The sequence below is a fragment of the Mesorhizobium sp. CA5 genome (assembly GCF_020165105.1).
In the GTDB taxonomy this organism is placed as follows: Bacteria; Pseudomonadota; Alphaproteobacteria; order Rhizobiales; family Rhizobiaceae; genus Mesorhizobium.
Window position 1 is genome coordinate 71,155 of record NZ_JAIUHJ010000004.1, and the last position, 26,481, is coordinate 97,635.

Annotated in this window: 20 protein-coding genes; 14 read left to right on the forward strand and 6 right to left on the reverse strand. The window is 65.3% G+C overall.

Annotated features, from left to right (window positions below; all coding sequences use genetic code 11):
• The first annotated feature begins 49 nt into the window (after nucleotides 1–49).
• The 8 genes from LB529_RS07005 (at nucleotide 50) to LB529_RS07040 (ending at nucleotide 13,650) form a co-directional block, all read left to right on the forward strand.
• Nucleotides 50–2,128 (forward strand): acetate--CoA ligase family protein, encoded by a 2,079-nt coding sequence (locus LB529_RS07005; RefSeq protein ID WP_224710640.1) that lies wholly within the window; start codon nucleotides 50–52, stop codon nucleotides 2,126–2,128.
• Nucleotides 2,121–2,903, forward strand: a complete 783-nt coding sequence (locus LB529_RS07010; RefSeq protein WP_224710641.1) for a carnitinyl-CoA dehydratase — start codon at nucleotides 2,121–2,123, stop codon at nucleotides 2,901–2,903. Before LB529_RS07005 ends, LB529_RS07010 begins: the two co-directional genes overlap by 8 nt.
• A 47-nt stretch (nucleotides 2,904–2,950) precedes the next feature.
• Complete coding sequence (locus tag LB529_RS07015) at nucleotides 2,951–3,883, forward strand: alpha/beta hydrolase (RefSeq protein WP_224710642.1); 933 nt, start codon at nucleotides 2,951–2,953, stop codon at nucleotides 3,881–3,883.
• Nucleotides 3,884–4,249: 366 nt separating this feature from the next.
• The gene (locus tag LB529_RS07020) at nucleotides 4,250–6,211 is read left to right on the forward strand and encodes a hypothetical protein (RefSeq protein WP_224710643.1); all 1,962 of its coding nucleotides are present in this window, start codon (nucleotides 4,250–4,252) and stop codon (nucleotides 6,209–6,211) included.
• Between the two features lie 11 nt (nucleotides 6,212–6,222).
• A complete protein-coding gene (locus tag LB529_RS07025; protein ID WP_224710644.1) occupies nucleotides 6,223–10,062 on the forward strand; it encodes a DUF11 domain-containing protein in 3,840 nt (1,279 codons plus the stop codon).
• Nucleotides 10,063–10,348: 286 nt separating this feature from the next.
• On the forward strand, nucleotides 10,349–11,026 hold the full coding sequence (rpe, locus tag LB529_RS07030; RefSeq protein ID WP_140686993.1) for a ribulose-phosphate 3-epimerase: 678 nt from the start codon (nucleotides 10,349–10,351) through the stop codon (nucleotides 11,024–11,026).
• A 260-nt stretch (nucleotides 11,027–11,286) separates the two neighbouring features.
• The gene (locus LB529_RS07035) at nucleotides 11,287–12,024 is read left to right on the forward strand and encodes a GntR family transcriptional regulator (protein WP_224710645.1); all 738 of its coding nucleotides are present in this window, start codon (nucleotides 11,287–11,289) and stop codon (nucleotides 12,022–12,024) included.
• 108 nt (nucleotides 12,025–12,132) lie between these two features.
• On the forward strand, nucleotides 12,133–13,650 hold the full coding sequence (locus tag LB529_RS07040) for a malonate--CoA ligase (RefSeq protein ID WP_224710646.1): 1,518 nt from the start codon (nucleotides 12,133–12,135) through the stop codon (nucleotides 13,648–13,650).
• A gap of 188 nt (nucleotides 13,651–13,838) precedes the next feature.
• On the opposite strand, the gene nagA is transcribed toward LB529_RS07040, so the two are convergent.
• From nagA to LB529_RS07060, 4 genes are read right to left on the reverse strand one after another with little or no spacing between them, the layout of a single operon-like run.
• Complete coding sequence (gene nagA, locus LB529_RS07045; RefSeq protein ID WP_224710647.1) at nucleotides 13,839–14,999, reverse strand: N-acetylglucosamine-6-phosphate deacetylase; 1,161 nt, start codon at nucleotides 14,997–14,999, stop codon at nucleotides 13,839–13,841.
• On the reverse strand, nucleotides 14,996–16,027 hold the full coding sequence (locus tag LB529_RS07050; RefSeq protein WP_224710648.1) for an SIS domain-containing protein: 1,032 nt from the start codon (nucleotides 16,025–16,027) through the stop codon (nucleotides 14,996–14,998). Before LB529_RS07050 ends, nagA begins: the two co-directional genes overlap by 4 nt.
• A complete protein-coding gene (locus LB529_RS07055; protein ID WP_224531693.1) occupies nucleotides 16,024–16,803 on the reverse strand; it encodes a GntR family transcriptional regulator in 780 nt (259 codons plus the stop codon). Before LB529_RS07055 ends, LB529_RS07050 begins: the two co-directional genes overlap by 4 nt.
• A complete protein-coding gene (locus LB529_RS07060; RefSeq protein WP_224531691.1) occupies nucleotides 16,800–17,681 on the reverse strand; it encodes a BadF/BadG/BcrA/BcrD ATPase family protein in 882 nt (293 codons plus the stop codon). The genes LB529_RS07055 and LB529_RS07060 overlap by 4 nt, the downstream gene beginning before the upstream one ends.
• Nucleotides 17,682–17,881: 200 nt before the next feature.
• Between LB529_RS07060 and LB529_RS07065 the strand changes: the two genes are divergently transcribed.
• The 6 genes from LB529_RS07065 (at nucleotide 17,882) to LB529_RS07090 (ending at nucleotide 24,259) form a co-directional block, all read left to right on the forward strand.
• On the forward strand, nucleotides 17,882–18,790 hold the full coding sequence (locus tag LB529_RS07065; protein ID WP_224710649.1) for an N-acetylmuramic acid 6-phosphate etherase: 909 nt from the start codon (nucleotides 17,882–17,884) through the stop codon (nucleotides 18,788–18,790).
• Between the two features lie 50 nt (nucleotides 18,791–18,840).
• Nucleotides 18,841–20,100 (forward strand): ABC transporter substrate-binding protein, encoded by a 1,260-nt coding sequence (locus tag LB529_RS07070; RefSeq protein ID WP_095768147.1) that lies wholly within the window; start codon nucleotides 18,841–18,843, stop codon nucleotides 20,098–20,100.
• A 241-nt stretch (nucleotides 20,101–20,341) separates the two neighbouring features.
• Nucleotides 20,342–21,271 (forward strand): carbohydrate ABC transporter permease, encoded by a 930-nt coding sequence (locus tag LB529_RS07075; protein WP_224710767.1) that lies wholly within the window; start codon nucleotides 20,342–20,344, stop codon nucleotides 21,269–21,271.
• An 8-nt stretch (nucleotides 21,272–21,279) separates the two neighbouring features.
• A complete protein-coding gene (locus LB529_RS07080; protein ID WP_224710650.1) occupies nucleotides 21,280–22,119 on the forward strand; it encodes a carbohydrate ABC transporter permease in 840 nt (279 codons plus the stop codon).
• Nucleotides 22,120–22,231: 112 nt separating this feature from the next.
• The gene (locus LB529_RS07085) at nucleotides 22,232–23,245 is read left to right on the forward strand and encodes a Gfo/Idh/MocA family protein (protein WP_263490618.1); all 1,014 of its coding nucleotides are present in this window, start codon (nucleotides 22,232–22,234) and stop codon (nucleotides 23,243–23,245) included.
• Nucleotides 23,246–23,260: 15 nt separating this feature from the next.
• Nucleotides 23,261–24,259 (forward strand): ABC transporter ATP-binding protein, encoded by a 999-nt coding sequence (locus LB529_RS07090; RefSeq protein WP_224545270.1) that lies wholly within the window; start codon nucleotides 23,261–23,263, stop codon nucleotides 24,257–24,259.
• A 204-nt stretch (nucleotides 24,260–24,463) separates the two neighbouring features.
• Here the strand turns inward: LB529_RS07090 and LB529_RS07095 are convergent, their stop codons facing one another.
• Both LB529_RS07095 and LB529_RS07100 read right to left on the reverse strand, forming a co-directional pair.
• Nucleotides 24,464–25,309, reverse strand: a complete 846-nt coding sequence (locus tag LB529_RS07095) for a fumarylacetoacetate hydrolase family protein (RefSeq protein WP_224710651.1) — start codon at nucleotides 25,307–25,309, stop codon at nucleotides 24,464–24,466.
• A 174-nt stretch (nucleotides 25,310–25,483) separates the two neighbouring features.
• Complete coding sequence (locus LB529_RS07100) at nucleotides 25,484–26,215, reverse strand: SDR family oxidoreductase (RefSeq protein ID WP_224710652.1); 732 nt, start codon at nucleotides 26,213–26,215, stop codon at nucleotides 25,484–25,486.
• Between the last annotated feature and the right edge of the window lie 266 nt (nucleotides 26,216–26,481).

Sequence of the window (26,481 nt, forward strand, 5' to 3'; positions counted from 1 at the left end):
GGCTCGGATCCGGCCTTGGACAAGATCGCGCTCAAACGAAAAGATGGCCATGCATAAACTCGAACGTCTCTTGCGCCCAAAATCGATCGCCGTGTTTGGCGGGGCGCAGGCCGCCGCCGTCGTGGCGCAGTCGATCAAGATGGGCTTTGCCGGCGAGATCTGGCCGGTGCATCCGACCAAGGACGAGGTCGCCGGCCGCAAGGCCTACCGCTCCATCTCCGACCTGCCCGGAGCGCCGGACGCCGCATTCGTCGGCGTCAACCGGCATCTCACCATCGAGGTGATCAAGGCGCTGGCCGAGCGCGGCGCCGGCGGCGCCGTCTGCTTCGCCGCCGGCTTCCTCGAGACCGAGGCCTATGACGAGGACGGCGAGCGGCTGCAGGCGGAGCTCGTCGCCGCCGCCGGCCAGATGCCGATCATCGGCCCGAACTGCTACGGCCTGATCAACTATGCCGACGGCGCGCTGCTTTGGCCCGACCAGCACGGCGGCATCCGCCTGGCCGAGGGCGGCAAGGGCGTCGCCATCATCACCCAGTCGTCCAACATCGCCATCAACATGACGATGCAGAAGCGCGGCCTGCCGATCGCCTTCCTGATGACCGCCGGCAACCAGGCGCAGACCGGCCTTTCGGAAATGGCGTTGGGCCTGATCGAGGACGAGCGCGTCACCTCGCTCGGCCTGCATATCGAGGCCTTCGATTCGGTCGCCGGCTTCGAAAGGCTGGCTGCGCGGGCGCGCGAGCTGAAGAAGCCGATTATCGCCATGAAAGTCGGCCGATCGGAGCAGGCAAGGCAGGCGACGGTGTCGCACACCGCCTCGCTGGCCGGCTCCGACGCCGCCTCCGGCGCCTTCCTGAAGCGTCTCGGCATCGCGCGCGTCGATTCCATTCCGGCCTTCATCGAGGCGCTGAAGCTGCTGCACATCACCGGACCATTGCCCGGCTACAGGCTCTCGTCGATGAGCTGCTCGGGCGGCGAGGCCTCCGTGATGGCCGACAGCGCCGAGGGGCGCTGGGTGCATTTTCCGGCCCTGACGGCCGAGCACCGCGCGCATGTCAAATCGACGCTCGGACCGCTGGTCGCGGTCGCCAATCCGCTCGATTACCACACCTTCATCTGGAACAACGAGCCGGCGATGACGGCCACTTTCACCGCCATGGTGTCGGGCGGCTTCGACCTCAACATGCTGGTGCTGGACTTCCCGCGCCCGGACCGCTGTTCGGACGTCGACTGGTGGGCAACGCTGCGCGCCTTCGAGGCGGCGCTGAAGACCAACAAGGCGCAAGGCGCGATCGTCTCCTCGCTGCCGGAAAACCTGCCGGAGGAATACACCGCCGGCCTGATGGCGCGCGGCATGGTGCCGTTGTTCGGCATTTCGGAGGCCATGGACGCCGCCCAGGCCGCCGCCTTCATCGGCTGGGCCTGGCGCGAGCCGCAGGCGCAGCCAGTCGACACCACCGCGGCAGGCGCGTCCGAAGCCAAGCGCGTGACGCCGGACGAGGCCGAAGCCAAGGAGAGACTGATCAACGCCGGCCTGCCGGTGCCGAAGGGCGAGCGCGCCTCCAACGCGGTCGAGGCGGTTATCTCCTCCATGACGCTTGGCTTTCCGGTGGCTCTGAAGGCTCTCGGCGTCACGCACAAATCGGAAGTCGGCGCCGTCAGGCTGAACCTCAAGGACGCCGAATCCGTCAGCGCCGCCGCGCATGACCTTTTGCCGCTCGGCACGGGACTCTACGCCGAGCGCATGGTGCGCGACGGCGTCGCCGAATTGATCGTCGGCTTCACCCGCGATCCAATGTTCGGCGTGGTGATGACGCTCGGCACCGGCGGCGTGCTGGTCGAGCTTTTGCGCGACAGCGTGACCCTGATGCTGCCGGCGACGCGCGACGACATCGAGGCGGCCTTGCGTGGGCTCAAGCTCTATCCTCTCCTCGAAGGCTATCGCGGCCGGCCGAGGGCCGACGTCGACGCCGCCATCGACGCCATCGCCGGCATTGCCGACTTCGTGCAGAAGAACGAGGGCGAGATCGAGGAACTCGACATCAACCCGCTGATTGTCTGCGCCAAAGGCAAGGGCGCCTGGATCGCGGATGCCCTGCTGGTGCTTGGAGAAAAGAAGAATGGCTGAAATCATCACCACCCGCCGCGAGGGCACGATCCTCGAGGTCACGCTCGACCGGCCGAAGGCCAACGCGATCGATCTGAAGACATCGCGGCTGATGGGTGAGACCTTCAAGGCGTTCCGCGACGATCCGGAGCTGCGCGTCGCCATCGTCAAGACGGCGGGCGACAAGTTCTTCAGCGCCGGCTGGGACCTGAAGGCGGCGGCTGCCGGCGATGCGGTCGATGGCGACTATGGCGTCGGCGGCTTTGCCGGGCTGCAGGAGCTGCGCGACCTCAACAAGCCGGTGATCGCCTGCGTCAACGGCATGGCGGTGGGCGGCGGCTTCGAGCTGGCGCTGTCCTGCGATCTCATCTACGCCTCGGACCATTCCTCTTTCGCGCTGCCCGAGATCCGCGCTGGCACGCTGGCCGACGCTGCGACCATCAAGCTGCCGAAGCGCATCCCCTACCATATCGCCATGGACCTTCTGTTCACCGGCCGCTGGATGGATGTCGCCGAGGCGCATCGCTGGGGCTTGGTCAACGAGGTGCTGCCCAAGGACAAGCTCGAGGAGCGCGTCTGGGAGATCGCAAGGTTGCTCGCCAGCGGCCCGCCGCTGGTCTTCGCCGCAATCAAGGAGACGGCGCGGGTGGCCGAGGCGCTGACCTTCCAGGACGCGATGAACAAGGTGACGCGCCGGCAGCTGCCGACGGTCGATATCCTCTATGGGTCGGAAGACAATATGGAAGGGTTCCGGGCTTTCGCGGAGAAGCGCGAGCCGGTTTGGAAGGGCAAGTGATTCTGCGGAGATGACGGAGCGAGGCCTTGGCTACCTGTTTCGCACCCATGACCGACTACAAAATCCTCATCGACGCAGAAACCTGGGCCTTCATCGAGAAGACCAACTCCTACTATCCGCCGAACACGATCGACTACACGATCGAAGAGCAGCGCGCGATCTATGACCGGATGTGCCGGGAGTTCTTTGCCGGCTATCCGCAAGGCGTGACCGCCTTGACGACAGGCATCGCCGACGGCATCCCGATCCGCATCTATCGCAACGCGGAGCCGAACGACGCTGCGATGGTGCTCTACCTTCACGGCGGCGGTTTCATCCTCGGCGGTCTGGACAGCCATGACGATGTCTGCGCCGAGCTTTGCGCCCGCACCGGCTATGAGGTGGTCTCGGTCGATTACCGGCTGGCGCCGGAGCATCTGCACCCGGCGGCCTTCGACGACGCCATGGACGCGTTCGAATGGGCTGCCAAGACCTATGACTGCCCTGTCGTGCTTTGCGGCGACAGCGCCGGCGGCAATCTCTGCGCGGCGGTAGCGCATGCCACGCGCGGCCATGAAAAGAAGCCGGCCGGCCAGATGCTGATCTATCCCGGGCTCGGCGGCGACCATTCGCGCGGCTCCTACGTCACCCATGCCGAGGCTCCGATGCTGACCGCGCGCGATCTCGACTTCTACAAGCATATCCGCACCGGCGGCGTCGACCAGACCGGCGACATCACGCTCTATCCGCTGGCCGACGCCGATTTCGCCTATTTGCCGCCGACGGTGCTGATCACCGCCGAGTGCGACCCGCTGTCGTCCGACGGCGAAGCCTATCGCTACCGCGTCATCGCGGCCGGCGGGCGCGCCGCCTGGTTCGAGGAGCCGGGCCTGGTGCATGGCTATCTCAGAGCCCGCCACATGGTCGGCCGGGCACGGACAAGCTTCACCCGCATCGTCGAGGCGGTATCGGCCCTCGGCCGGGGCGACTGGATCTGGTAACGCCCCTGGCGACCGCAAACACTTTCCACCCCGCTATCCTCCCATGAACCTTTCCACGCCGGCCAGCGACTGACGACCAGGCGCCGCAAATGGTGCGGCCCGGAAAGGAAAGCCGCCATGACCAGAAACCCAGAGACTTCGCGGTCTCCGGGAACAACGGGAATCCAGCGCGACCACCCCCTTCGGGAAGGGGTCGACGCGCTGGGCTTCCGGCTGATTCCGTTGACCCTGCCCGGCAGCCGGCGTATCGTCACCAAGAGGAAAACAGACAATTCGAACGGGGAAGAACGTGCCGCAACGCCGCGCCTTGCCCTGGTTGGCGCGGTAGAGGCGGACGTTCCTTCCAGCGGCTTCGGGGGGAGTTCAATGTCTGGCGTTCGCGGCTCGTTCCTGCGTTCCCGTGGCCGCCGTTTGCGCCGCGCAATCGCAACAAGCGGCGGAATTCTGGCTTTGGCGCTGTCCGCCGGCTTGTGGCTCGGCGCGGCGAAGGCGCAGGAAACCCAGATCATCTATCCCGGTTCGATGGCGGTCACCGGCTTTCCGGGCACCACCATTCCCGATTTCGATCAGGGTCTGCCCCCCGGCGTCGACCCGGTCGACGAGACCTTCATCGATACGTCCCGCGCATCCTTGCGCATTTTCGACGTCTCGCATCTCGGCGGGCCCGCTTCCGGCCAACTCGTCAACACGCGGCCGCCCTTCGAGGTGACGGCCGGGCAGATCGGCGAGGTGTTCGGCCTCGCCTATGACGATGGCGTGCGCGACGGCGTGCCCTCAGGCGTTCCCAACCTCTACGCGGCTGCGACCTCGCTGCATGGCATCGAGATCGTCACGCCGGACGCCGACCATGACGGCAGGCCGGAACGGCAGCGCCGCGGCACCGCGGGCGCCACCTTCATGGACGGCCAGTTCGGCACCGAGAATGGCGGCGGTCCAGGCACGATCTGGAAGATCGACGGCATCACGGGCGCCATCTCCAAATTCGCCGACATCGACACCAACAGCGGGCCGGGCATCGCCAATCTCGCCTTCGATCCGACCCATCGCCAGTTCTTCGCTTCGGATCTTGACACCGGGCTGATCCACCGCATCGATATCGAGGGCAATCTGATCGACAGCTTCGACCATGGCGTCGCCGGGCGCCCGGCGCATGGGCTCGCCCCTGTCCCCGACGACACCGCCGTGATGGACATCCAGGCTGCCGCTTTCGATAGCGAAGACCCCACGACCTGGGGCTACACGCAGGATGCGCGCCGGGTCTGGGCCGTCGCCTATCATGGCGGCCGGCTCTACTATTCCGTCGGCGAGAAGGCCGAAATCTGGTCGGTCGGCATCGCGAGCGACGGAGGCTTTGCCGGCGGTCCGCGCTGGGAACTGACGGTCAAGGCGGACCAGGACTATGCCGTCACCGACATCGCCTTCGACAACAAGGGCTTCATGTATCTCGCCCAGCGCGGCCCGGTCGAGAACCGCTACGATTACAGCCGGTTCGCCTCCTCCGGCAAAGGCGAGCTGATCCGCTACTGGCGCGAGGATCCGGACGATCCGGCAACGGAATCGGCCTGGGTCGAGGTGCCGCAGGAATATGCCGTCGGCTTCCCGCAGGGCAACCGGCAGTCGGCCGGCGGCGTCGACCTGCAATATCGCTATGACGCCGAAGGCAATCTCGACACTTCCGTTTGCACCGACACCGTCGTCAACACCGGCGACAAGTTGCGCGACAATCCCGAACTTGCCGAGCGCCTCGCCGCCGGCGGGCCGCTTGCCGTGCATGGCGTCCAGCTGACGCCAAGCGCGCTGGTCAAGCCGGCGAACGTTCCGCCCTTCGGCTCATGGTTCGTCGACTTCGACGGCTATTTCGAAGACCCGGACGTCCAAGGCCATGTCGGCGACGTAAGGGTCTGGCGCCCCTGTGAGGGCCGCGCCGGCTATTATGAGGAAATCCCCGGCGGCGGCTATCTGCCTCCGTTCTATCCGCCGGACTTCCCGCCGCCCGGCAACCTGCCGCCCTGCGTGGATGTCGACGACGTGCATTACTACTGCACGCCACGCGGTCTGCGGGCCGAACTCTATCTCCATGACCATGCCGGCTTTGGCGGCGATTCGATCAAGGCGCAGTCCAGGACGCCCGGCGTCGGGGTATCAACCCCCATGTCGCATGTTCCGGGCAAGCCCTACACGATCGACATCACCGGCCATGATCCGGGCGACACCGTCAATGTCGGGCTCTGCTTCTACCGCAAGTCCGACCAGGACAAGGGTGGCTACTACCCTTGTTGCAAGATGACGCTGCCGCTCAGAACGCCAGCCGTCAGCTGCGAACGTTGAGGGAGGGACAGATGAGCAATCTCGCCCTTTCCCGCTTCGTTTCGAGCAACCTGAAACCCGTCATGGAGACGATCATGAAACCCCTGTCATACGCCAGGCGCGGCGCGCGCTGGCTGATGGCGGCCGGTATCGCGGTCGCCATGATGCCGGCTCTGCCGGCGTTTGCCCAGGACCAGGCTCCGGCCAAGACCAATCAGGCCGCCAATCCGGCGTCACGCGGCATCAATGCGGAACTCGCGCGGATCGTGCCCTTCTTCACCAAGAAAGGCAGCCAGAAAAGCTGCGATTCCGTCGAGTACGTCCTGAGCTTCGGCATCCATGGCGACCCGCAGGACTTCGACCGGCCAAGCGTGGCCGCCCTGCTCAAAGCGACAAGGCTCGATTTCAAGGACCAGCTGTCGCACGGCCTGCAGGTCGTCAACGTCGATGTCACCGGCGACGGCACCAGCGCCTCCGGCGGAGCGCTGCCCGTTGCTTCAATCGGCACGTCGGACAGCCCGAACGACACGGCCAGCGTTTCCAACTTCCGCATCAGCGCTGCCAACCTCGATGGCGCGGGTGCTGCGAACGAACGCGTCATCACCTTCCGCATTACCGCCAGGATAGACCATGCGACCTTTCCCGTGCCGACGACGGTCGACAACCAGGGTGAGATCGAGGTGGCCTTCAGGGGCGGTTCGGCAACAACGATCCACTCGCAGGATCCGGACAGACCGGACGACGGCGATTTCCTGACCGGCGTGAAGACCTCGATCAAGATCGACCTGATCAAGTGCAACCCGCCGCCGCCACCTCCCGGCAAGGAATGTTTCAAAGTCGAGCGCGGCACGGTCGATTGCGTGCCAGGCGGCGGCGCCTTCATCTATCATATGCCGGTCGGCCGGGAGATGGGCGACAAATGGGTGCAGGTGTCGACGACGGCGCCCGGCGTCAGCATCGTTCCCGACATGCAGAAGGTGCCGATCGGCGGCGGCGTGCTGAACTGGAAGATTATCGGCGCTTCGCCCGGCGAGACCATCCACCTCGTCGTCACCGGCATCGAGACCTATGCCGGGCCGAAGGAAGGCTGGGGGCTCTGCTGCACGCAGGTGATCGACATCGTCGTCCCGCGTGACCTCAGATGCCCGCCCAAGGACAAGGAGCCGGACCTCAAGGTCGAAAAACATGCGGACGTGCCGCGTTGCACGATGGCCGGCGGCTGCGACTTCACCATCACCGTCACCAATGTCGGCGACGCGCCCTATAACGGCAAGATCGTGCTCGACGAGGTGACGCTGCCGGCAGGCTCAGTGCTGACCTCCGGGCCGAACGCGCCCTGGGTCTGCGCGCCCGGCACGACGCCGATGACCTGCACCTATCCGGCGGCCACGCTCAACCCCGGCGCCTCCGTCAACCTCAAGCTCGGCTTCAAGCCGGCGGGCGGCTGGCAAGGCGGCGTGCTGCGCAACTGCGCCGCCTATGACTACCAGGCCAGCGGCAAGCCGCTGTTCGGCAGCCGGCAGAACGACCGCGGCTGCGCCTCGATCCCGATCTGCCGCCGTGGCGATCGCGATGCGCAGTGCAATCCGCCGGTCGAGAAGAAGGTCGACCTGATCCTGAAGAAGCGCGCCCGCACCCCGGTCTGCACGCCGGACGGTGCCTGCACTTTCGTGATCGACATCATCAATAACGGCACCGGCACCTATAACGGGCCGCTGACCGTGATCGACACCTACCCCGGCGGCGCGCCCACCTCGTCGACCTTCGGGCCGAGCCCGCCATGGGCCTGCGGACCGAACGGCCCCGGACAGTTCCGCTGCGACAATGCTGGCATCTCGCTGCCTCCGGGCGCCTCGACGCCGATCGTCGTCAGAGCGGTGATGCCAGCAAACTACCGGCCGGACACGGTGGAGAACTGTGCCGAGGTGAAGGGCGTTGCCAGCGAGGTCGACCTTGCCAACAACAAGGCTTGCGCCACCGAGCGCACCCGCCACCCGAATGGCGGCCAGCCTGGCCTGCGCATCACCAAGACCTGCGATGGCTCGCTTGCCGGTGCCGCGGTTTCCTGCCGCATCACCGTCACCAATGCCGGCACCGCGGCCCCGACCGGCCCGGTGCGGGTCAACGATGCCGCGACGCTGGTATCGGGCGGAGCGCCTGTGCAAATCCAGAGCGTCACTCCTGACGGTGCGGACTGGGCTTGCGGACCGGTGCCTGCCAACACGCTGTCGTGCCAGATTCCCGGCGCCGTGATGACGCCCGGAACCAGCCGGCACTTCGACGTGACGGTGAGCGGCAACGGCGCGTTCGAGAATTGCGCGCGCGGCTCCTACGGGCCGGCGCCGGGCGATGACATCGTCTACCCGATCGGCCAGGCCTGCGCGAAGGGCGGCGGCGGCTCGACCATCCGCGTCGAGAAGACCGGCGATGCCGAGTGCCGGGCGGGAGAGCCCTGCTCGTTCGAGATCACCATCACGAACGATGGGCCTACCCCCTTCTCCGGCCCGGTCCGCATCGGCGATGCGATCGGCATCGACGGCATCGGCAGGCTGGAAGGCGTCCGGATCACCTCGATCGACCCGCCCTTCGGCTGCTCGCCGGAGCCGGCGACGCTGCCGGCGTCCTGCATCGCCAACCTGGCGCTCGGCGCCGGCGAAAGCCGCAAGCACCATGTCACGGTGACGCTTCCCGACGACAGGCGGCTTGCCGATCTCAAGGGCACGGTCAGCGGACAGAATTGCGTCGGCGTGCTCTCGCCGAACACGCCGGTGCAAAGCGGCGGCGACGTGCTGTCGCGCACGCCGAGCGGCATGCAGGGCGATCGCGGCAAGGCCTATGCGTGCCATCCCTTCACCGTCAGCCGAGAGGTTAAGAACCAGTGCTTGTATGGAATGGTGCTGAACTCGGCCGGCCGCTGTGTCTGTCCGGAAGGCACCACCTTCCGTGACGGCCAATGCTCGTCCGGCGGCAGCAAGCTTCTGCCGCTGCCGCAGCGTTGCGTCCTGCTGCAGGGCCAGGTCCGCACCGAGGACGGACGCTGCGTCTGCCCGCGCGGCACCGAGCTGGAGAACGGCAGATGCGTGCGGGGCGAAGAGCCGCAGGAGCCGCAATGCACGCTGCGTCCCGGCCAGTACCGCGACCAGAACGGCAATTGCGTCTGCCGCCGCGGCGAGCTGGTGAACGGCGTGTGCCAGGTCGTCCCGCCGAAATGCTCGATCCATGGTGCAGTGCTGACGACGGACGGCTGCGTCTGCCCGAAAGGCACGCATCTCGACCGTGCCGCCAAGGCTTGCGTGCCTGACAGGGAGCCGCCCGCCCAGTGCCGTATCCGCGGCCAGTCCCGCAACGCCGATGGCGATTGCGTCTGCCCGAGTGGCATGGAGGTGCGCGGTGGCGCCTGCCGGCCGATCGTGTCGAAGCAGTGCCCGGTCCGCGGCCAGCTGCGCGACGCCAACGGCAACTGCGCCTGCCCGGACGGCATGGTGGTGCGGGGCAAGGCCTGCCAGCGGCCGAAGCCGAGCCAGGAGCAGTGCGCCATCCGCGGCCAGGTCCACAACAAGCGGGGTGACTGCGTCTGCCCGCGCGGGACCGAAATCCGCAACGGCGCCTGCCGCAAGGCGTCGGTGGAATGCGCACCGGGTGCGGAGTTCATCGACGGACAGTGCCAGCCGGTTTTCACCCGGCGGCGCTGCCCGGCCGGAACGGCCGGGCAGTATCCGGATTGCTACCCGATCCGCAGGGGACCGGACATCGAGATCAACCCCGGCATCCTGCTCAACCCGAATGTGCTGCAGCAATTGGTGCCGCAGCGCCAGCCGCGGCGCATGCTGCAGGATCCGGCGGGCGCCAACATCCAGAACTTCAAGCCGTAATCTTGGCTGAAGATCGAGACCCGCCGGAGCGATCCGGCGGGTTTTCTCTTCCACATCGAAGAAAGCTCTACGGCAGGCGGGCCAGTGCGCCCGTCGAAAACATGCTCCCCTTGGCCGGATCATGGTCGAGGGCGTTTCACCGTTTCACGAAAACAGTGAACGCCCTATCTCTTTGTTTTCACGCAATTCCGGACGGAAAAGCGCTCGCACTTTTCCTGGAATTGCTCTAGGCAGTCGCCCTGACAGGCGCGACCATGCGCACAGGACCGCCGGGAGAATTTGCGCCATGAGCAAGAAGACCCTGATTGCGCCATCGGTGCTGGCATCGGATTTCTCCAAACTCGGCGACGAGGTCGAGGCCGTTGCGGCGGCCGGGGCCGACTGGATCCATCTCGACGTGATGGACGGCCATTTCGTGCCCAACATCACCTTCGGCCCGCCGGTGATCAAGGCGATCCGCAACCGCACCAAGGCCTTCTTCGACTGCCATCTGATGATTGCGCCGGCCGATCCTTACCTGGCTGCCTTCGCCGAAGCGGGCTGCGACGGCATGACGGTGCACGCCGAGGCCGGGCCACATCTCGACCGCTCGCTCCAAACCATCAAGAACCTCGGCAAGAAGGCAGGCGTCTCGCTCAACCCGGCAACGCCGGAAACGGCGATCGAGTATGTGCTCGATCGGCTGGACCTCATCCTGATCATGACCGTCAATCCGGGCTTCGGCGGGCAGGCCTTCATCCCGGCGATCGTGGACAAGGTGAAACGGGTGAAGGCGTTGATCGGCGGTCGGCCGATCCGTATCGAGATCGACGGCGGTGTTTCGGCCGAAACGGCGCCGCTGGTGACCGCGGCCGGAGCCAATGTGCTGGTAGCGGGCGCCGCAGTCTTCAAGGGCGGCAGCGTCGAAGCCTATAGGGCAAATATCGAAGCAATTCGAACGGCTGCCGACAGGGCCGCCAGTTAAACATATAACCGTGCGAGCCTCGCGGGAGTTGTACAACCGCGACAAGGATTGAACGATTGTTCATTCTATGAAGCGACGCAGGAACATCGACTTTTCCTGAGATTCTACTTTGTTCAATAAATAGACGATCCGCTTGTCTTAAAGTCGAATATCGTCATCTTCCGCTTGAGACACCTCATTGCCCGGCTGTATGATACATGTACGGGAATTGCTTCGCCGCGGGGCCCTGGCAAACCAGGGGCAAAGCAACAGGAGTTCGATTGACAAACGGAAGCACCGAGCCGGGCGAGAGCAAGGGCGCCAAAAGCACGCTTGCCAGTTCGGTCTACCAGCAACTCCGCGATGACCTGTTGCGCGGAGCCCTGGAGTCCGAGACAAAACTGCGTGTCGAGTGGGTCGTTTCCCGCTATGGCGCCGGCGCCTCGCCGGTGCGCGAGGCGCTCAACCGCCTGGCCGCCGAGGGCCTGCTCGGCCGTCACGACCAACGCGGCTTCTTCCTGATGCCGGTCAGCGCCGCGGAACTGGAGGAGCTGACGCGTACGCGCTGCTGGCTGGAGGAGCGGGCGCTGCGCGAATCCATTGCGCACCGCACCGCAGAATGGGAAGAGCAACTGGTGCTTGCCCTGCACCGCCTGGCGCGCGCCGAGCGGCGCCTGCCGGATGACCCGGCAACCAACAATCCGGAATGGGAAAAGCTGCACCGCGCCTTCCATCGCGCCCTGATCGCGGCCTGCAGGTCGCACTGGCTGATCGGCTTTTGCGACCAGCTTTCCGACCAGGCCTCGCGCTACCGCCTGATTGCGCAAAACGCGCCAGGCACGGGGCGCGACGATCTCGGCGAGCACCGCATCATCGCCGAACGCACGCTGGACGGCGACGCCGACGGCGCGGTCGAGGCGCTTCTCAATCACTACCGCCTCACCGCAGCGATGTGCATGGAACGCCTCGCCCAGGGTTATGATCCGAAGGCCGGCAAGTCCCAACGCGGCCGTAAATAGCGGATCGAAAAATCAACGCAGTTTTTGCTCCGAGCGCCAAATCTGGTATTCGCTCAGGCGAGCGCAAGGCATGCGCCATTCGGCCTTCGTCCGCTTTGAGGACATCTCATGACCAATCATCTCTTCAGCGCTTTCCGCTCCCGCATGCCGGCGCCCGGCCGGCTGCTGATGGAGACGGATGACGGCCGTTCGATCACCTATGGCGACATGCTGGCGAAATCGGCGCAGCTGGCGCATGCCCTCGTGCAGGCCGGCATCGAGCCCGGCGACCGCGTCGCGGTCCAGGTCGAGAAGAGCCCGGAGGCGATGCTGCTCTATCTCGCCTCGTTACGCACCGGCGCGGTCTTCCTGCCGCTCAACACCGCCTACACGCTGCCCGAGCTCGACTATTTCTTCCGTGATGCCGAGCCGAAACTGATCGTTTGCGATCCGGACCGCCTTTCGGGCGTCGAGCCGCTTGCCGCGGCGGTCGGCGCGACAGTGCTCACGCTCGGCCGCGATGGGCAGGGAACGCTGGCCAGCCAGGCTTCGCGGCAGGCGACGGATTTCAGCGATGTCGCGCGCGGGCCGGACGATCTTGCCGCGATCCTCTACACTTCCGGCACGACTGGCCGTTCCAAAGGCGCGATGCTCAGCCACGAGAATCTCGCCTCGAATGCCCGCGTGCTGGTGGAGCAATGGCGCTTCGGCGCCGACGACGTGCTGATCCACGCGCTGCCCATCTTCCACACACACGGCCTGTTCGTCGCCACCAACGTCGTCTTGATGGCCGGCGCGACAATGCTTTTCGAGCAGAAATTCGATCCCGCGCGCATTCTGTCGCTGATGCCGCGCGCGACGGCTTTGATGGGCGTGCCGACCTTCTATGTGCGGCTGTTGCAGCAGGACGGCCTGACATGCGAGGCGGCGAAGACGATCCGGGTCTTCATTTCCGGCTCGGCGCCGCTGCTCGCCGAGACGCACAAGGCTTGGCGCGAGCGCACCGGCCACGCCATCCTCGAGCGCTACGGCATGACTGAGACCAATATGAACACGTCCAACCCCTATGACGGCGAGCGGCGCGCCGGCACGGTCGGCTCCCCCTTGCCCGGCGTTTCGCTTCGCATCACCGATCCCGAGACGGCCAAGCCGCTGGCCCGGGGCGAGATCGGCATGATCGAGGTCAAGGGGCCGAACGTCTTTGCCGGCTATTGGCGTATGCCCGACAAGACCAAGGCCGAGTTCCGCGACGACGGCTTCTTCATCACCGGCGACCTCGGCCTGATCGATGCCGACGGCTATGTCCACATCGTCGGGCGCGGCAAGGACCTGATCATCTCCGGCGGCTACAATGTCTATCCGAAGGAGATCGAGAGCGAGATCGACGCGCTGGACGGTGTCGGCGAAAGCGCTGTGATCGGCGTGCCGCATCCCGATTTCGGCGAAGGCGTCACCGCGGTGGTGGTGCGCAAACCGGGCTCGGCGATCAGCGCCGCCGAGATTGCCGGGGCCATCGCCGGCCGGCTGGCGAAATACAAGCATCCGAAGCAGGTGATCTTCGTCGACGAACTGCCGCGCAACACGATGGGCAAGGTGCAGAAGAACGTGCTGCGCGAGGCATATAAGGATATCTATACAGCCGGCTAACAACACTGCGTCGTCACCCTGGGGCGAAGCAAGGAGCGAAGCGACGCGCGCAGACCCTAGTCTAGGATCCATTCCGTGACGCTAAGGCATTGCAACAGTTACAGAATTCTGCACCATTGCGCTTCTGCGGCAGAGGTCGCGGAATGGATCCTCGGGTCAAGCCCGAGGATGACGAAAATCGCGAAGGCCTACGCTCCAAAAACCTTCCTGCCGCCGATCCAGACGTTGCTGACATCCAGGTCCTCCGACAGGCGGACAATGTCGGCGGCGGTGCCGTTGGCGAAGCGGCCGAGGCGGTGGGCCTGGCCGATCGCCTCGGCCGGATAGAGCGAGGCCATGCGCAGAGCCTCGTCGAGTTCCAGGCCGACGACGCGATGGACGTAGTGCAGGGCGGAAATCATGTCGAGATCGGCGCCGGCCAGCGTGCCGTCGGCAAGCCGCAGGCTCCCGTCCTTGCGGTAGATGGTGCGGCCGTTGAGCGTGAACGATGTCATGTCGGTGCCGATCGTCGCCATGGCATCGGTGACCAGCACGATCTTGCCAGGCCCCTGCTTGCCGCGCAGCGCAAGCATCATCGTCGCCGGATGGACATGGATGCCGTCGGCGATGATCCCAGCATACAGGCCGCCGGCGTCGATCGCCGCACCGGCCAGGCCCGGCTCGCGGTTGCCGATCTGGCTCATGGCGTTGAAAAGGTGCGTGACCACCGTGGCGCCGGCTTTGGCGAAGGCGGTTGCCGTCGCGTAGTCGGTATCGCTATGGCCGAGGCTGACGACGACGCCGGCCGTGGCCAGCGCCGCGACACGGGCCGGCTCGACCGATTCCGGCGCGATCGTGGTGAGCAGCACCGGCAGGTCCCGCCGCGCGGCAATCAATGCCGCCTGATCGGCGTCGGTCATCGGCCGGATCAGGGCCGGATCATGCGCGCCCTTGCGGGCTACCGAGAGATGCGGTCCTTCCAGGTGCAGGCCGAGGAAGCCCGGCGCCTTTTCCCGGGCGGCCTCGGCGCCGGCGGCGATGGCGGCGGCGGTGATCGCCGGCGTGTCGGTGATCAGCGTCACCAGCAGCGCCGTGGTGCCGAAAGGCGCGTGAGCCCGGCAGATGGTCTCGATCGAGGCGACGTCGGGATGATCGTTGAGCATCACGCCGCCGCCGCCATTGACCTGGATGTCGACGAAACCGGGCACCAGCAGGCCGCCCCCAGTCTCGGTCGCCGAAACCCCGGATGGAATCGCCCCGGCGGGCAGGATGGCCTCGACCACGTCGCCCTTGACGACGAGAGCCGCGTTGTCGTGCCAGTCGGCGCCGTCGAAGATGCGGGCGCCGGTAAGTGCGAAACGGTCACTCATACGGTTTCCGTCACCTTGCGCAAATTGCGCGGCGCATCGGGGTCGAGGCCGCGATGGCGCGCGAAAGCCTCGACGAAGCCGTAGAAGGACACGATCAGCGGCAGCGGATCGGTCAGCGGGTGGCCGGTGGCGACATGGGGAAGAAGCCGCGCGGCTTTCGCCTTGTCGGAGGTGATGAAGGCGGCGGCGCCCTTGGCCGTCAGGCCGTCGGCCGCCTCGGCGACCGAGGGTTCGGACGCATCACGGGCGGCAAGCGCCAGGACCGGAAAACCCGGACCGACCAGCGCCAGCGGCCCATGCATGACCTCGGCGGCGCTGTAGGCCTCGGCATGCATGGCGCAGGTTTCCTTGAATTTCAGCGCCGCCTCGCTGGCAATCGCGAAGGACGGGCCGCGGCCGAGGATGAACAGCGATTGCGGGTTCTCCAGAGCGCCGGCGAGCGCCATCCAGTCGCAGGCGATCGCCTTCTCGAAATGGCCGGGAAGGCCGGCGAGCGCCTTGATCAATGCTTGGTCATCGGTGGCATGCGCCATCAGCGCAAGGCCGGCGACGGCCGAATTGACGAAGGTCTTGGTGGCCGCGACGCTGCGCTCAGGTCCGGCCAAGATATCGATGGCATAGTCGGAGGCCCGCGCGAGCGGCGAGTCCGCCGTGTTGGTGATGGCGACGGTGAGCGCGCCGCCGGCCCTTGCCGTTTCGGCCATGGCAACGATGTCGGGGCTCTTGCCCGACTGCGAGACCGCCAAGCAGGCCGAGCCCCGGAGCCTCAACCTGGCGCCATAGATCGACGCGATCGACGGCCCAACGGAGGCGACCGCCAGGCCTGCCGTCAGCTCGACGGCATATTTCATGAAGGTCGCGGCATGGTCGGACGAGCCGCGCGCCACGGTGACGACGAAATGCGGATCGCGCTCGCGAAGGCCGCGACCGGCCTCGGCCAACATGGCGGACGAGCCGTCGAGAAGGCGCGCGGCCGCTTCAGGGATCTCGTCGATCTCGCGCCGCATATGGGTGGTGCTGGCATTCATGGCCGGAGCTCCTCTCCCGGCCCGGTCAGCCGGAGTTCCGCGACGAAATCATAGGCGTCGCCCCTGTAGACCGAGCGGGTGAACTCGATCACCTTGCCGCTCGCCAGATAGGAAATGCGCTCGATCTGCAGTCCGGCAACCCCCGGAGGCACTTCCAAGAGGCGCGCATCGGCGTCGCCGAGATTGGTGGCGGAGATGCGCTGCACGGCACGTACCGGGCGATTGCCGGTCGTTTCCAGCGCCGCATAGAGCGAGGAGCCGATCGCTTCGGGATCGGGCAGGACGCTGGCCGAGAGCGCCGCGCGCTCGATCGCCAGCGGCGTGTCGTTGGCGATGCGAAGGCGCGCCACGCGCGCCACCAGCTCGGTCGAGGAGAGGCCCAGCACCATCATCTCGTCCGGCGACGGCGCATAGAGGCCGCGGTCGAGCCAGACCGAACGCACATTCATGCCGCGGCGCGCCATGTCCTCGGTGAAGGAGGTGAGCCGCGACAGCGACTGCTCGACACGCTCCATGCGCGGCGCGACGAAGGTGCCCGAGCCGTGGCGCTGAACGAGGATGCCGCCCTTGACCAGGTCCTGCACCGCCTTGCGTACTGTGACGCGGGAGATATCGGCCTTGCTGGCGATGTCGCGCTCGGAGGGCAATGCGTCGCCCGGACCGATCAGGCCGCGATTGACCGCTTCCTCGATGCTGCGCCTGAGCTGCAAATAGAGCGGTGCGCCGCTCTGCGAGGATTCTTTCAGCATGGAGAAGATCTGGTCGGCGGCGCTCATCGGGCGGCCTCCGAACCCTTGGCAAAGATGCGCACGGCCATCTGCACGGCGCCGCCCAGCGCATCGTCGAGCGGGGCCTTGAGCAGCGCCTGATAGCGTGCCGAAAGGCGCGGCGCGTAAAGCGGCGCCAGGCCGCCGAGCAGGCAGAGCGGAGCATGGTCGGCAAGCTCGAGCGCGTTGAGCGAGGCCTCGACATCGGCGACCGCCTTGGCGAGGATAAAATTGGCGACGAGATCGCCCTTCTCGGCATGCTCGAAAACCTTTGGCGCGAAGCCGCCGAAATCGCCCGGCTTGGCGTTGGTGGTGAATTCCACCACGTCTTCGGGATTGTTGCGGAAGACGGCGAGCATGGCGTCGGTCAAGGGCGAGCCCGGACGGATGCCGTCATAGGCAAGCAGCGTCTGTTCCAGCAGGTCGCGGCCGATGCGGGCGCCGCTGCCCTGGTCGCCGACCTGGAAACCCCAGCCGCCGATGGCGCGCGACTTGCCGTCCTTGCGCGCCATATAGGCGGTGCCGGTGCCCAGAATGGCCATGGCGCCGTCACTAGGCCCGACCGCGCCCTCTAGCGCGATCTCGGCATCGGTTTCGACACGACTCCGGCTGAAGGGCAGGATCGCCTCGAGCTGCTGCCGGTAGGTGCCGACATTGGCGCCGGCGAGACCGAGAATGGCCGGTGTTTGGGGAATCAGTTCCGGATCCGCGCCGGCGGCCAGAAAAGCCTGCCTGGCCGCCTCGACAATGTTGGCACGGGCGCCGGTGAGGTCGGTGCGGATGTTGGCGGCGCCGCTCTTGGCGCGGCCGACAACGGCGCCGCCGACGGTCGCAAGGGCCGCCCTGCAGCTGGTGCCGCCGCCATCGATGCCAAGCACGAATTTCACGCGATTTCTCCTCGGAGCCGGATAATACCAATAAAATACCAATAGCCAAGAGTTAATTTTTGTTCAAAAAAGATTAAGGCGCATTTTATTGAAAAATCACGCCAATTTGCCGACAAGGGAGGTCCGCCGCCTGAAATTCATTAATGCGTGTGGACAAGTGGTATTTTTTTGGTATTGTTCGCTCAATCGGAGGAAAATGCATGGCCGAGACGCGCACCGAAGCGCTCCACCAGAATGCCGAGGGGCTGGATGTCCAGGCCCCCGAAACCATTCTGGCGTTCCTGGCCAACGCCCAGATCGAGGCCGGCAAGGCCGTGCACGGCGCCATTCCGGCGATTGCCGTTGCCGCCGAACTCATCGCGAAGCAATTGAAGGGCGGCGGCAAGCTTGCCTATGCGGCGGCCGGCAGCTCCGGCTTGATGGCGCTGGCCGACGCGCTGGAGTTGCCGGGCACCTTCGGCATTGCGCGCGACCGCATCGCCATCCTCATCGCCGGCGGCGACGACGCCTTCCGCACGCTGGCCGGCGGACCGGAGGACGATACCGAGGAAGCGGCGGCGGCGGTTGCCACGGCCGCCATCGGCAAGGGCGACTGCCTGATCGCCATCTCGGCCAGCGGCTCGACCCCTTATGCGGTCCAGGCGCTCCAGGACGCGCGGCGCCGGGGCGCCGCCACCATCGCGATTGCCAACAACCGGGGCGCCATCCTGTTCGAGCAGGCCGACGTCGCCGTCCTGCTCGAAACGCCGCCTGAGCTGATCGCCGGCTCGACGCGCATGGGCGCTGGCACGGCGCAGAAGATCGCGCTCAACATGCTTTCGACGCTCACTGCCATCCATCTCGGCCATGTCCATGACGGCTATATGGTCAATCTCACCGCCGACAACATCAAGCTGCGCGACCGCGCCGTGCGCATGGTCGCCGCCATCAGCGGCAAGAGCCGCGACGACGCCGCCCGCCTGCTCGAAGAGAGCCGCGGCGGCGTCAAGACCGCCATTCTGCTCGCCGCGGGCGCCGCCAGCGCCGACGCGGCCGAGAAGATACTGGAAGGAACCGGCCAGAAGCTCAGGCCGGCGCTTTCCGCGATCGAGGGGAGCAAGGGGCGCTGAGCCTCTGTTCTCAAAACCGAACCTGAAAAAGGTCAACAGGGAGACTGAAGATGAAGACCAAACTACTGACGGCCCTTCTGCTCGGCACAAGCATCCTCGGCACGACCGGGATGGCGCTGGCCGAGGACGTGACGCTCAACATCGAAAGCTGGCGCGGCGACGACCTGACCATCTGGAAGGACAAGCTGATCCCGGCTTTCGAAGCCAAGAACCCCGGCATCAAGGTGGTGTTCGCGCCTTCGGCGCCGACCGAATACGATGCGGCCCTCGGCGCCAAGCTCGCCGCCGGCTCGGCAGGCGACCTGATCACCTGCCGCCCCTTCGACAAGTCGCTGGAGCTGTTCAAGAAGGGCAACCTCGCCGACCTGAGCTCGCTGCCTGGCATGGAGAACTTCTCGCCCGTCGCCAAGGCCGCCTGGCAGACCGACGACGGCAAGTCGAGCTTCTGCGTGCCGATGGCCTCGGTCATCCACGGCTTCATCTACAACAAGGATGCCTTCGACAAGCTCGGCATCAAGGTGCCGCAGACCCGCGACGAGTTCTTCGCCGCGCTCGACAAGATCAAGGCGGACGGCACCTATATCCCCATGGCGATGGGCACCAAGGACCTCTGGGAAGCCGCGACCATGGGCTACCAGAATGTCGGCCCGAACTACTGGAAGGGCGAGGAAGGCCGCCAGGCGCTGATCAAGGGCGAGCAGAAGCTCACCGATCCGCAGTGGGTCGAGCCCTTCAAGGAATTGGCCAAGTGGAAGCCTTATCTCGGCGACGGCTTCGAGGCGCAGACCTATCCGGACAGCCAGAACCTGTTCACGCTCGGCCGCGCCGCCATCTACCCGGCCGGCTCGTGGGAAATCGGCCTGTTCAACACCCAGGCGCAGTTCAAGATGGGCGCCTTCCCGCCGCCGGTCGAGAAGGCAGGCGACACCTGCTACATCTCCGACCACACCGACATCGGCATGGGCCTGAATGCGGCGTCGAAGCATGCGGAAGAGGCCAAGAAGTTCCTGTCCTGGGTCGCCTCGCCGGATTTCGCCACCATCTACGCCAACGCGCTGCCCGGCTTCTTCAGCCTGAACTCCTCGCCGGTGAAGATGGAAGACCCGCTGGCGCAGGAGTTCGTCTCCTGGCGCGGCAAGTGCAAGTCGACGATCCGCTCGACCTACCAGATCCTGTCGCGCGGCACGCCGAACCTCGAGAACGAGACCTGGGTCGAATCGGCCAATGTGATCAACGGCACCGACACGCCGGAAGCTGCGGCCAAGAAGCTGCAGGACGGCCTCGACAGCTGGTACAAGCCGGCGAAGTAAGAGCATCGATTGCGATGCCGGCCGGGCTCGGGCCCGGCCGGCATCAAACAGTTCCCGATAGCGATTGTCGGCGCAGCCTCCCGGCCTTACCCTCGCCGTGCGGGGAAGACGGAGCCGATCTGTCGCTGGCCTTGTCTTTCTCCTCAAGGGGACAGCCAAGCCGTGCATCGAGGCATCAGCTAGCATCAACCGACCTGGAACCCAGAGACGGCGGGGAACCGAACTCATGGCTACCGAACTCATGGCTGCAGAAACGCGACCGAAAAGAGTGATCCGCTGGCATGTCGGCGTCTTCCTGGCGCCGGCGGTGCTGGTCTACACCGCATTCATGATCCTGCCGCTGTTAGGCACGCTGCAGCTTTCGCTGTTCCGCAACATCGAGCAGTCCCAGGTCTTTGTCGGACTGGGCAATTTCCGCACGCTGTTCGGCGATCCGAACTGGTCGGTGAACTTCTGGAATGCGCTGAGGAACAATGTCTGGTTCTTCATCATCCACATGCTGGTGCAGAACCCGATCGGTGTGCTTCTGGCGGCGCTTCTTTCCAGCCCCCGGCTGCGTTTCACCGCCTTCTACCGCACGGCGATCTTCGTGCCGACGATCCTGTCCTTCGTCATCGTCGGCTTCGCCTGGAAGCTGATCCTGTCGCCGATCTGGGGCGTAGCGCCGCATCTGATGGATTTCGTCGGGTTGAAGAGCTTTTTCACGCCGTGGCTCGGCAAGGAGCAATATGCGCTCACCGCGCTCAGCCTGGTCTCGGTCTGGCAGTTCGTCGGCATCCCGATGATGCTGATCTATGCAGCGCTTCTGTCCATCCCCGACGAGGTGATCGAGGCGGCCGAATGCGACGGCGTCACCGGCATGGCGCAGTTCTGGAAGATCAAGCTGCCGCTGATCCTGCCTTCGATCGGCATCATCTCGATCCTGACCTTCGTCGGCAATTTCAACGCTTTCGACCTGATCTACACGGCGCAAGGGGCGCTGGCCGGGCCGAACTATTCGACCGACATCCTCGGCACCTTCCTCTACCGCGCCTTCTTCGGCTTCCAGCTGCAGGTCGGCGATCCCAACATGGGCGCGACCATCGCCACGATCATGTTCCTGATCATCCTCGCCGGCGTCTGCGTCTATCTGTTCCTCGTGCAGACGCGCCTGCGTCGCTACCAGTTCTGAGGCGCACCATGAGCACAGCCACACGTTCGCTTCCCCGCGCCATCGGCGCGCATGCGATCCTTTTGACCTACACCGCGATCGCGCTGTTTCCTGTGATCCTGGTGGTGATGAATTCGTTCAAGTCGCGCGCGGGTATTTTCGGCGCGCCGCTGACGCCGCCGACGCCAAAAACGTTCGACCTGATCGGCTACACCACCGTGTTCGGCCAGGGCGACTTCATTCACTATTTCCAGAACAGTCTCATCGTCACCGTCGCCTCGCTGTTCTTCGTGCTTCTGTTCGGCGCGATGGCCGCCTTCGCGCTGTCGGAATACCGCTTCCGCGGCAACACGATGATGGGGCTCTACCTCGCGCTCGGCATCATGATCCCGATCCGCCTTGGCACCGTCGCCATCCTCCAATTGATGGTGGCGACCGGGTTGGTCAACACGCTCACGGCGCTGATCCTGGTCTATACCGCGCAAGGCCTGCCGCTGGCGATCTTCATCCTGTCGGAATTCATGAAGCAGGTGTCCAGCGACCTGAAGAATGCAGGCCGCATAGACGGGCTGTCGGAATACACGATCTTCTTCCGGCTGGTGCTGCCGCTGGTGCGTCCGTCCATGGCGACCGTCGCCGTCTTCACCATGATCCCGATCTGGAACGATCTGTGGTTCCCGCTGATCCTGGCGCCTTCGGAGGAGACCAAGACCGTGACGCTCGGCGCGCAGCTCTTTCTCGGCCAGTTCGTCACCAACTGGAACGCGATCCTAGCGGCGCTGTCGCTGGCGATCCTGCCGGTGCTGATCCTCTATGTCATCTTCTCGCGGCAGTTGATCCGCGGCATCACGTCAGGAGCGGTCAAGTGAGCCGCAATAGCCAATTCTTGATGGGGCTGCGCTTCACCCTCTCAGGAAAAAATGGAGCAGTCAGGTGAGCGATAAAACCTCTCTTCGCGTTGTCGTCGCCGGGCTCGGCAATATGGGCCGCAGCCATGCGCTTGCCTACCACAGCAACCCAGGCTTCGAGATCGCCGCACTCGTCAACCGTTCCGACGTGCCGCTGCCGGACGGGCTCGCCGGCTACGGCATAAGGCGCTCCTTTGACGACGCGCTGCGCGACGAGAGGCCGGATGTCGCGGCGGTCGCCACCTATTCCGACAGCCATGCCGACTATGCGGTGCGGGCCTTCGAGGCCGGCTGCCATGTCTTCGTCGAGAAGCCGCTGGCGACCACGGTTGCCGACGCAAAGCGAGTCGTCGATGCCGCGAAGGCCAACGGCAAGAAACTGGTAATCGGCTATATCCTGCGTCACCATCCGTCCTGGGTGCGGCTGATCGCCGAGGCGCGCAAGCTCGGCGGCCCATATGTCTTCCGCATGAACCTCAATCAGCAATCCTCCGGCCACACCTGGGAGACGCACAAGCAGCTGATGCAGACGACGTCGCCGATCGTCGATTGCGGCGTGCATTATCTCGACGTGATGCTGCAGATCACCGACTCGAGACCCGTCGAGGTGCGCGGCATGGGGGTGCGGCTGAGCGATGAGGTGGCTCCGTCAATGTACAATTACGGGCACCTGCAGGTGCTGTTCGAGGACGGCTCGGTCGGCTGGTACGAGGCCGGCTGGGGGCCGATGATCTCGGAAACGGCCTTCTTCGTGAAGGACGTCATGTCGCCGAAGGGCTGCGTCTCGATCGTGATGAAGGAGGGCGTCAGGTCCGACGACATCGACACCCATACCAAGACCTCGACGATTAGGCTGCATAGCGCGGCGACTGGGCCGGACGGCAAATTCGCCCGGGAGGACCAGCTGCTGTCGATGGAAGGCGAACCGGGCCACCAGGAGCTTTGCGACCTCGAGCAGGCCTTCCTGCTCAAGGCCATCCGCGAAAATATCGACCTCACCCGCCACATGGACGATGCCGTGAAATCGCTCGCCGTCTGCCTTGCCGCCGACGAGAGCGTGCGCAGCGGCAACGCCGTGAAACTCTAGAACAGGGACGACGCCGTGGGTTCGCTGAAGATCGAGAATGTGAAGAAGGCTTTCGGGCCGGTCGAGGTGCTGAAGGGCATCAACCTCGAAGTGACGGACGGCGAGTTCGTCGTCTTCGTCGGCCCGTCCGGCTGCGGAAAATCGACGCTGCTGCGCGTCATCGCCGGCCTGGAAGATTCGACCTCCGGCCGCGTGCTGATCGACGGCACGGACGTTTCCGTCACGCCGCCGGCCAAACGCGGCATCGCCATGGTGTTCCAGACCTACGCGCTCTACCCGCACCTGACGGTGAAGAACAATATGGCGCTGGGCCTGAAGCAGGCCGGCACGCCGGCGGCCGAGATCGAGCGGCGCATCAAGATCGCCTCCGCGATGCTGTCGCTGGAGCCCTATCTCGAGCGCCGCCCGGCGGAACTGTCGGGCGGCCAGCGCCAGCGCGTCGCCATCGGCCGCGCCGTGGTGCGCGAGCCGAAGCTGTTCCTGTTCGACGAGCCGCTGTCCAACCTCGATGCCGCGTTGCGCGTCAACACCAGGCTCGAGATCGCGCAGCTGCACCGGCGGCTGAAGGCGACGATGATCTACGTCACCCACGACCAGGTCGAAGCGATGACGCTGGCCGACAAGATCGTGGTGCTCAATGCCGGCCGCATCGAGCAGATCGGCAGTCCGATGGAGCTCTACAATTCGCCGGCCAACGAATTCGTTGCCGGCTTCATCGGCTCGCCGAAGATGAATTTCATCGACGGCGCCAGGCTGGGCGAGACGGCCAAGACCATCGGCGTGCGGCCGGAGCACGTCACCGTCGACGCGACGTCGGGCGCCTGGAAAGGCACGGTCGTGCATGCCGAGCATCTCGGTGCCGACACCAACCTCTATCTCGACTGCGAGAAGGCCGGGCTGATCACCGTGCGTATCTTCGGCGTCTACAATGCCGAGCCGGGCGCGACCCTCTACGCGACGCCGGATGCGGCGAAGACGTATCGGTTTGGGGCGGATGGGAAGGTGCTGAAGTAGCGCCGGCGCTCCCTTCTCCCCTTGTGGGAGAAGGTGGATCGGCGCGCAGCGCCGAGACGGATGAGGGGTGCTCCAGCGGAGTAAGACCTCAAAGATTGAAGAATTCCACGCGCTTAATCCTGCAGCGCGGAGATCCTTCCAACACCCCTCATCCGGCCGCTTCGCGGCCACCTTCTCCCACAGGGGGAGAAGGGGAAATATGCGTTACTCGTCCGCCTTGAAGGTCTGCTTCTGCTGGCCGAGCCCTTCGATGCCGAGCTCTACGACGTCGCCGGGCTTCAGGAACACCTGCGGCTTCATGCCGAGGCCGACGCCGGGCGGGGTGCCGGTGGAGATGATGTCGCCGGGATGCAGCGACATGAATTGGCTGAGATAGGCGACCAGATACTTGACGCCATAGACCATGGTCCTGGTCGAGCCGTTCTGCATTGTCTTGCCGTTGACGGTCAGCCACATCTTCAGGTTCTGCGGGTCGGCGACCTCGTCCTTGGTGACTAGCCAGGGGCCGGTCGGGCCGAAGGTGTCGCACGACTTGCCCTTGGTCCACTGGCCCTGGCGCTCGGCCTGGAAGGCACGCTCGGAGACGTCATGCGCGACGCAGTAGCCGGCAATATAATCCAGCGCGTCGTCCTCCGAGACATACTTCGCCGTCTTGCCGATGATCACGCCGAGCTCGACTTCCCAGTCGGTCTTGACCGAGCCGCGCGGGATCAGCACGTCGTCATCGGGCCCGACGATCGCCGAGCTTGCCTTCATGAAGATGATCGGCTCCGGCGGCACGGTGGCGCCGGTCTCGGCGGCGTGATCGGAATAGTTCAGGCCGATGCAGATGAACTTGCCGGTGCCGGCGACGCAGGCGCCCAGGCGCGGCTTGCCGGGAACCACCGGCAGCGACTTCGGATCGAGCTTCGAAAGCATCTCCAGCGAGGCCGGATGGAGCGCCGTGCCGGCGATGTCGGCGACATGAGCCGAAAGGTCGCGGATCGTCCCATCCGCATCGAGCAGGCCGGGCTTTTCGCAGCCAGCTTCGCCATAGCGCAACAACTTCATCTCAACGTTCTCCACCTTGCGGCCAAGGGCCGGTTTTGCAAATTCCCATCAAAGCCAGCGGACCGTAGTTGCCGACCCCGTCCACGGCAAGCAAGCCTCGCTGCTATGCCGACCAAATCGTCGAGATTTTCAGACGTTTCGATCCGACCGCCCCACCGATATCCGAGCCTCTCGTCAGATCGACCAGCCGCCATCGATATTATAGGCCTGCCCCGACGTGTAGGTTGCGCCAGCAAGATAGACGGCGAGATCGGCGATCTCCTCCGGCGTGCCAAGCCTGCCCATGGGCTGGCGGGCGATGAAGGCCGCGCGCGCTGCCTCATAGTCGCCCTGGGCATGCATGCGGTCCTGCAGCGACGGGCTTTCGACCGTGCCCGGGCAGATCGCGTTGCAGCGTATGCCCTTGGCGACATAATCGGCGGCAACCGCCTTGGTCAGGCCGACCACGGCCGCCTTGGTCAGGCCGTAGACGAAGCGGTTCGGCACGCCCTTCTGCGAACTCGCCAGCGACGCCATGTTGATGATCGAGCCGTCGCCACGATCCAGCATGCCGGGCAGCACGGCGCGGATGGTGCGGATCATCGAACGGACATTGAGGTTAAGCGCGAAGTCGAGATCCTCGTCCTTCATCTCGAGGATGGAGCCGGCATGGACGAAGCCGGCGCAGTTGAACAGCACATCGACGCGGCCGATCTCGGCGAAGGCAGAAGCGACGGCAGCGTCGTTCAGCACATCGAGCTTGCGGGTCTTGATGCCAGGCGTCTTGCCGAGTTGGGCCAGCAAGGCGTCGTTGATGTCGGTGGCATGGACGGTGGCGCCTGCCTTGGCGAAAGCCAGCGCGCTCGCCTTGCCGATGCCCTGGGCCGCGGCCGTGACAACAACGACCTTGCCTGCAAGATCCGCCATGCTGTTCTCCTCACGCTTTGGACTTAAAGCGTGTCGCGTTGAAACGAATTCATGCAACGCGCTTTAAGTTTTTTGTTTTGATGCATGTCGTTCTCCCAAAACCGCTGCGCACTTTTGGGCGACATGCATTGAGCGGATGGCCGGCGGCCGGCCAGAATCCTTGCCGACCCGCGCCCTCCGCCACGGACAAGATGTTTTTTCTCGTTAAAGAACACCCATCCGGGCGTCAAGCCCGAACGCGATCACCTTCGCGGCAGCTGCTTTAA

Excerpts from the sequence above, each read along its gene's own strand:
- LB529_RS07005 (WP_224710640.1), top strand. The coding sequence starts at position 50 with ATGCATAAACTCGAACGTCTCTTGCGCCCAAAATCGATCGCCGTGTTT.
- LB529_RS07010 (WP_224710641.1), top strand. The coding sequence starts at position 2,121 with ATGGCTGAAATCATCACCACCCGCCGCGAGGGCACGATCCTCGAGGTC.
- LB529_RS07015 (WP_224710642.1), top strand. The coding sequence starts at position 2,951 with ATGACCGACTACAAAATCCTCATCGACGCAGAAACCTGGGCCTTCATC.
- LB529_RS07020 (WP_224710643.1), top strand. The coding sequence starts at position 4,250 with ATGTCTGGCGTTCGCGGCTCGTTCCTGCGTTCCCGTGGCCGCCGTTTG.
- LB529_RS07025 (WP_224710644.1), top strand. The coding sequence starts at position 6,223 with ATGAGCAATCTCGCCCTTTCCCGCTTCGTTTCGAGCAACCTGAAACCC.
- rpe (WP_140686993.1), top strand. The coding sequence starts at position 10,349 with ATGAGCAAGAAGACCCTGATTGCGCCATCGGTGCTGGCATCGGATTTC.
- LB529_RS07040 (WP_224710646.1), top strand. The coding sequence starts at position 12,133 with ATGACCAATCATCTCTTCAGCGCTTTCCGCTCCCGCATGCCGGCGCCC.
- nagA (WP_224710647.1), bottom strand. The coding sequence starts at position 14,999 with ATGAGTGACCGTTTCGCACTTACCGGCGCCCGCATCTTCGACGGCGCC.
- LB529_RS07050 (WP_224710648.1), bottom strand. The coding sequence starts at position 16,027 with ATGAATGCCAGCACCACCCATATGCGGCGCGAGATCGACGAGATCCCT.
- LB529_RS07055 (WP_224531693.1), bottom strand. The coding sequence starts at position 16,803 with ATGAGCGCCGCCGACCAGATCTTCTCCATGCTGAAAGAATCCTCGCAG.
- LB529_RS07065 (WP_224710649.1), top strand. The coding sequence starts at position 17,882 with ATGGCCGAGACGCGCACCGAAGCGCTCCACCAGAATGCCGAGGGGCTG.
- LB529_RS07070 (WP_095768147.1), top strand. The coding sequence starts at position 18,841 with ATGAAGACCAAACTACTGACGGCCCTTCTGCTCGGCACAAGCATCCTC.
- LB529_RS07075 (WP_224710767.1), top strand. The coding sequence starts at position 20,342 with ATGGCTGCAGAAACGCGACCGAAAAGAGTGATCCGCTGGCATGTCGGC.
- LB529_RS07080 (WP_224710650.1), top strand. The coding sequence starts at position 21,280 with ATGAGCACAGCCACACGTTCGCTTCCCCGCGCCATCGGCGCGCATGCG.
- LB529_RS07085 (WP_263490618.1), top strand. The coding sequence starts at position 22,232 with ATGGGCCGCAGCCATGCGCTTGCCTACCACAGCAACCCAGGCTTCGAG.
- LB529_RS07095 (WP_224710651.1), bottom strand. The coding sequence starts at position 25,309 with ATGAAGTTGTTGCGCTATGGCGAAGCTGGCTGCGAAAAGCCCGGCCTG.
- LB529_RS07100 (WP_224710652.1), bottom strand. The coding sequence starts at position 26,215 with ATGGCGGATCTTGCAGGCAAGGTCGTTGTTGTCACGGCCGCGGCCCAG.